Below are 4,463 nucleotides of genomic sequence, written 5' to 3' on the forward strand. Positions count from 1 at the left end.
AAGCCAAGGGTGAGGCCGGGCTCGACCACTACCAGATCCGCGACTACCGGGCCTGGTACGCCCACATCACCTTGTCCATGCTCGCCCCGGCCTACCTCGCCGCCTCCAAAACCATTGCCGCAAAGGGCGACTCGGCGACCAGCCCGCAGACATGATCGCCCTGACACTACCCGAGATCCGCCGCCTGCTCGTCGCACTCGCCCTCACCACCTCCCATGGCACCGATCACATCTGGGCCTGGTCCCGCTGGCGACGCCGCCGACAACACCAAGCCCGCCTATCGCACTACCGCCGCCGCGGCCACCCACTCGACTGAACCAAGAGTGCCGTTGCAGTATTAACACCGACTGGTCTCATACGGCTTGAAAAATTCCGGCGCGAGTAACGCAACAGGCTACAGCCCGGTTCATAGGTCCGAGTGAAGTTTTCGCGGATAGCCAACTGGACTGATTCTGGTAGGTCCGGAGCGATGTTCTGCTCGACTACATGGACGTCTTCCGGACGGACGTACACGTTAACCAGGGCGAGTACTGAAGTACTCGTAGAAGCCGTCGGTCATCCCGTTGCGCTGGTAGCCAGTCGGGTCTGCAGCGATAACAATCTGGACACACGACCATCAGTACCTCGCCCGCATCTCCCGAGTCGATGCCACGAATCATGCTGCATACGAACATCTTTGGAGCAGAAATTCAGGCGGATGTGATCACGGATCCATTGGTCTGCCCCGAGTGGCGGGCATCTCATCCATCTGGCGCGGCACATGGCCCTCGTGCCAGCCTGACCACCCGGCAAGAGTTTGCTGAAAGTTGTCTGAATGTGGAGGGGATCCCGCTAGTGATGATGCGACCGACGATTACCGCCGGTGCTGGACTGCTGGCCGCAGCATTGATGGCTGGTGTGTGGGTGGCCGGTTCGGCTGGTGCCGATGCGGTGGCCGACAAGTATCGGCAGACGGTCACCGACGACGGCTGGACGCTGGCAGTCACCAAGACCAGCGAGAACCTCGACCGCTGGCCCAATCTCGCAAGTTCCCCGGTGAGCCGGGAAGGGTTCGTGAGCCTCAAGGCAATCGCCGAAGTCACCGGCGGCGGAGGCCAACCCATCACCTCCGGCACCGTCACCCTCGGCTACCAAATCGGCTGCGCCGTGGATGTTTCCAACGGCTTGACTCTGGGGTTGGGATTTTCGATCGGCCCAAACGCCTCGGTCACGATCTCCCAGTTCCCGGGTGCGACGATCGGTGGCCAGGCGTCGGTGAACCCGAACATCTCCACCACCCTCAAACCCGGCGCCATTGCCACCATTGCCTTTGGCTCCAAACCCCTTGCGGGCCCGCGGGCTTCGATCACTGCCGAGCAGGTCGAGATCAAAGTCGACGCCTGTGCCGGGCCTGTCACCATCAGGTCCTTCGCCACTGCCGCGATCTCTACCCCGGCCTCGGACAACAACCTCTCTGTGTACGGCGATCCCATCTGGCTGTGAAACCCGCAGCACTCCAACGCTTCTTGCTATCGGCGGTAACGCGTTTTGCTCAGAAAGGTTGACACCGATGACCGACCCGACCGCCTCCGCCGAAACCGTCGCGTCACCGCGAGCTGACGCCGCGCCGCAACCGTTGAACCCACCGTCGTCGCGGTTGGCGGGCTCGTCCTCGGGTTGCTGTTGCTGATCGTGGCGTTCGCGAACCTGGGCCGGATGCCGGGCTGGGCCGACGACTACGGCGCGATCCTGGTGTACCTGGCGTTCTTTCTGTACATGTCCATTGCCGGACGGCTCACATGGTGGGGCATCGATGCTTTGCGCGAACAAGCAAAGAGCCGACGAGGACGCCGATGAGAGCCCGGTTCACGCGCCACGTCGCGCTTGCTCTGGCCGCGGCGGCCACCGGGCTGGGTATCGGGGCCGTGGTCCTGGCCGGTACCCCGGTGGCGACCGCGCAAGGGTATGTGCCGTGTGAGCAGTGGCAGGCCATGCATCCCGGCTGGCCCTGCATCGATACCCCGACAGTGCCGCCAGGGGGGCCCACCCACGGTGTCCACCCCGCCGCCACTACCTTCCCAAACACCGGGCGTGCCCTCTCAGCCCGGTAACGGCGGCGGCATCGGCGCGGGCGCATTGACCCCGCCAGCCATCCCACCGGGCAACGGGACACCGATCGTGCCGGTCCCCGGCGCCGAGACCCCAGTCCTACCGGGAAACCAGCCATCACCAGCACCTCGAACCGCCCCACCAGCGGCGGACCCGGAACCACAGACCCAACGACCGCCTACTCCGCCCGCGCAGACCGAGCTGCCCGCGCCGGTGAGCAGCGCGGTACCGGTAGCGCCGAACATTGCGCCGCCGAGCCCTGCATCACCGGTGCCCGATCGTGAACCTGTGCAACAGGATCGGCGCTCCGGATTCGACGGCCGTATCCCGTTCCTGGTGATCGCGGCGGCCGCCGCATTCGTCGCTGGAGCAAGCCGCACGGTATCGGGCCGTCCGTCCTGGATCGACTGGCTACTGCGCCGAGCTGACGATGAGATCAAGAAGCCGACCGGCCCCAACGTGCCACCGCCGAATCCGGATGACCCGACCTACCAGTTCTGGCTCAATGCCAGCGAACATCAGCGTGCGTTCTGGGAAGCTCTCGATCACTCCCCGTTCGGGATGCAGATCCACCACCTCATCGAACAGCAGATCTTCCGTGACTACCCAGGCGTATTCGACGAGGACGAGAAGAACGCCATCGAAAACTTGCGCGGCATTTGGCAGAGCGTCGCTAACGACGTACACCTGCGCCAGATCCGACGGGCATGGAACCAGATCTATGGAGCACTGAAAAAGGCCGGCATTCTGCCGTGGACCGGACAACCCATGTCGGGCCCTGAAGCCGAGGTGTTGCGGCAGCAACTGCTCTTCTGGGCTGTGGTCGTCGACATCCTCTTCGGTGACTGGATGACACCACGCCCGACCATTCTCGACGATCCCGATTTCGATGACATCCTGAAAGCCCTGGGCCTGTCTCCCGAACAGATCGCCAAGTTCAAAGACCTGACGCCGGCACAACGGCAAGCCTTGCTGAAAATCATCCTCGACATGCTGAGCGGCAAACTCCGCGATTACCGCGACTACTTTCCCAACGCCGAACTGTCCGCCCCATGGGAGCGGCCGCAGAATGATCCGGGCCAACAGCAGCAATACCCGGTCTCGCCCGGCGGCAACGGTAACGTCGCACCGGAAACGCCCACGACGCCACCCAGCGAGATGCCCCCGACACCGCCTGCGGAAATCCCGCCCAGCCAGACTCCGGGCACGGAGGGACCTACTCGCCACGAGCCGCCGTCGACGCCCTCGACGCCACCATCGACACCACCGTCCACCACGCCGTCGACCCCGTCGACACCACCATCCACAATGCCGTCGACACCGTCCACACCATCGACACCAGCACCGTCCACACCACCCTCGACGCCGCCGTCCACCACGTCACCAGCACCGACAACCCCGACCCAACCGCCGACGACCGGCCCAACCCCTCAGCCACCGCGGACGGCTCCACCGACAAGTCCGCCGACCACGCAACCCCCGACAACCAATGAGCCACCACGGACCGCGACGCCGCCACCGACACCACCTCAGAAACCAGGAGAGCCATGGGTGCTCCCCTTCCCGAAACCACCGTCAACGCCCTGGCGAGTACCCGGCCCCCTTCCGCTCCCACCCCTGCTACCAATTCCGGTCGCCAACCACGAACCGCCTGCCGCGGCATCGGCCGAGGCGGAAATCGACGACCTCCCGGAGGAAACACCATGACTCTCTACACACTCAATCCCGACGTGCCCGCCGACCACGCCGAATGGGTTGTGGACGACACCGCTGACCCGCCACAGGTCACCGGCGCACGCTTCGAGTTCGTGCTGCCGGTGATCAGCGAACTGCTGACCTCCCAGTCAGGGTTGTACGCCGTGACCGAGCCGCTCGCGGCCGCACTCGCCGCCAGCGGGATGACAGGTTTTTCCTTGGTTCCGGCAGAGGGCGCACCCGCCGATTACGCCGACAACGCCGATGCCATCGTGATCCCCACTTTCTATGGCCTCTACCTCCACGGCGAACCTGGAAAAGACGACTTCGCACACGAACGTGGAGCACCGGTCGGCTTGGTGCTCTCGCAACGCGCCGCAGACCTGTTGTGCGAGCGAGACCCCGCACTGAGCGAAATGCGATGGGAAGTCGACGAAACTGGTCGACTCACCCGCGACCCCTTGTGAGATCGACCTGGGGTCAATCAGCGGAATGCGATTTGCGGTCATTTGGTGCTGAGGTGTAAGGGTAAGGGCGCAACCGGCCGGAATCTGGCGGTAACGCAGTGATGCCCTGGGCGGAGTTCCCACGGCATCACGAAATTGGTTGTGGCTGTGGGTCACCCCTGAGTGAGGAAAAGTCTCCACAGGCGACGAGGACAGCTGGGCTAGCTAGTGTCC

Annotated in this window: 5 protein-coding genes and 1 pseudogene; all 6 read left to right on the plus strand. The window is 64.2% G+C overall.

Annotated elements, in window-relative coordinates; translation table 11 throughout:
- Positions 1-155: pseudogene (locus tag NS2_RS35100) on the plus strand (IS701 family transposase); the annotation flags it as partial.
- Complete coding sequence (locus NS2_RS36580; protein WP_162836621.1) at positions 152-316, plus strand: hypothetical protein; 165 nt, start codon at positions 152-154, stop codon at positions 314-316. The pseudogene NS2_RS35100 and the gene NS2_RS36580, both read left to right, overlap by 4 nt.
- A gap of 329 nt (positions 317-645) precedes the next feature.
- Positions 646-1,482, plus strand: a complete 837-nt coding sequence (locus NS2_RS35105; protein ID WP_228102855.1) for an MspA family porin — start codon at positions 646-648, stop codon at positions 1,480-1,482.
- A gap of 174 nt (positions 1,483-1,656) precedes the next feature.
- Entirely contained in the window at positions 1,657-1,836 is a 180-nt protein-coding gene (locus tag NS2_RS35110) for a hypothetical protein (protein ID WP_033091731.1), read from the plus strand.
- Between the two features lie 540 nt (positions 1,837-2,376).
- Entirely contained in the window at positions 2,377-3,795 is a 1,419-nt protein-coding gene (locus NS2_RS36585) for a hypothetical protein (protein ID WP_186817627.1), read from the plus strand.
- Entirely contained in the window at positions 3,792-4,250 is a 459-nt protein-coding gene (locus tag NS2_RS35120) for a hypothetical protein (RefSeq protein WP_033091760.1), read from the plus strand. The genes NS2_RS36585 and NS2_RS35120 overlap by 4 nt, the downstream gene beginning before the upstream one ends.
- The last annotated feature ends 213 nt before the right edge of the window (positions 4,251-4,463 follow it).

It is taken from the genome of Nocardia seriolae NBRC 15557 (genome assembly GCF_007990715.1).
Classification (GTDB): Bacteria; Actinomycetota; Actinomycetes; order Mycobacteriales; family Mycobacteriaceae; genus Nocardia; species Nocardia seriolae.

Excerpts from the sequence above, each read along its gene's own strand:
- NS2_RS36580 (WP_162836621.1), top strand. The coding sequence starts at position 152 with ATGATCGCCCTGACACTACCCGAGATCCGCCGCCTGCTCGTCGCACTC.
- NS2_RS35105 (WP_228102855.1), top strand. The coding sequence starts at position 646 with ATGCCACGAATCATGCTGCATACGAACATCTTTGGAGCAGAAATTCAG.
- NS2_RS35120 (WP_033091760.1), top strand. The coding sequence starts at position 3,792 with ATGACTCTCTACACACTCAATCCCGACGTGCCCGCCGACCACGCCGAA.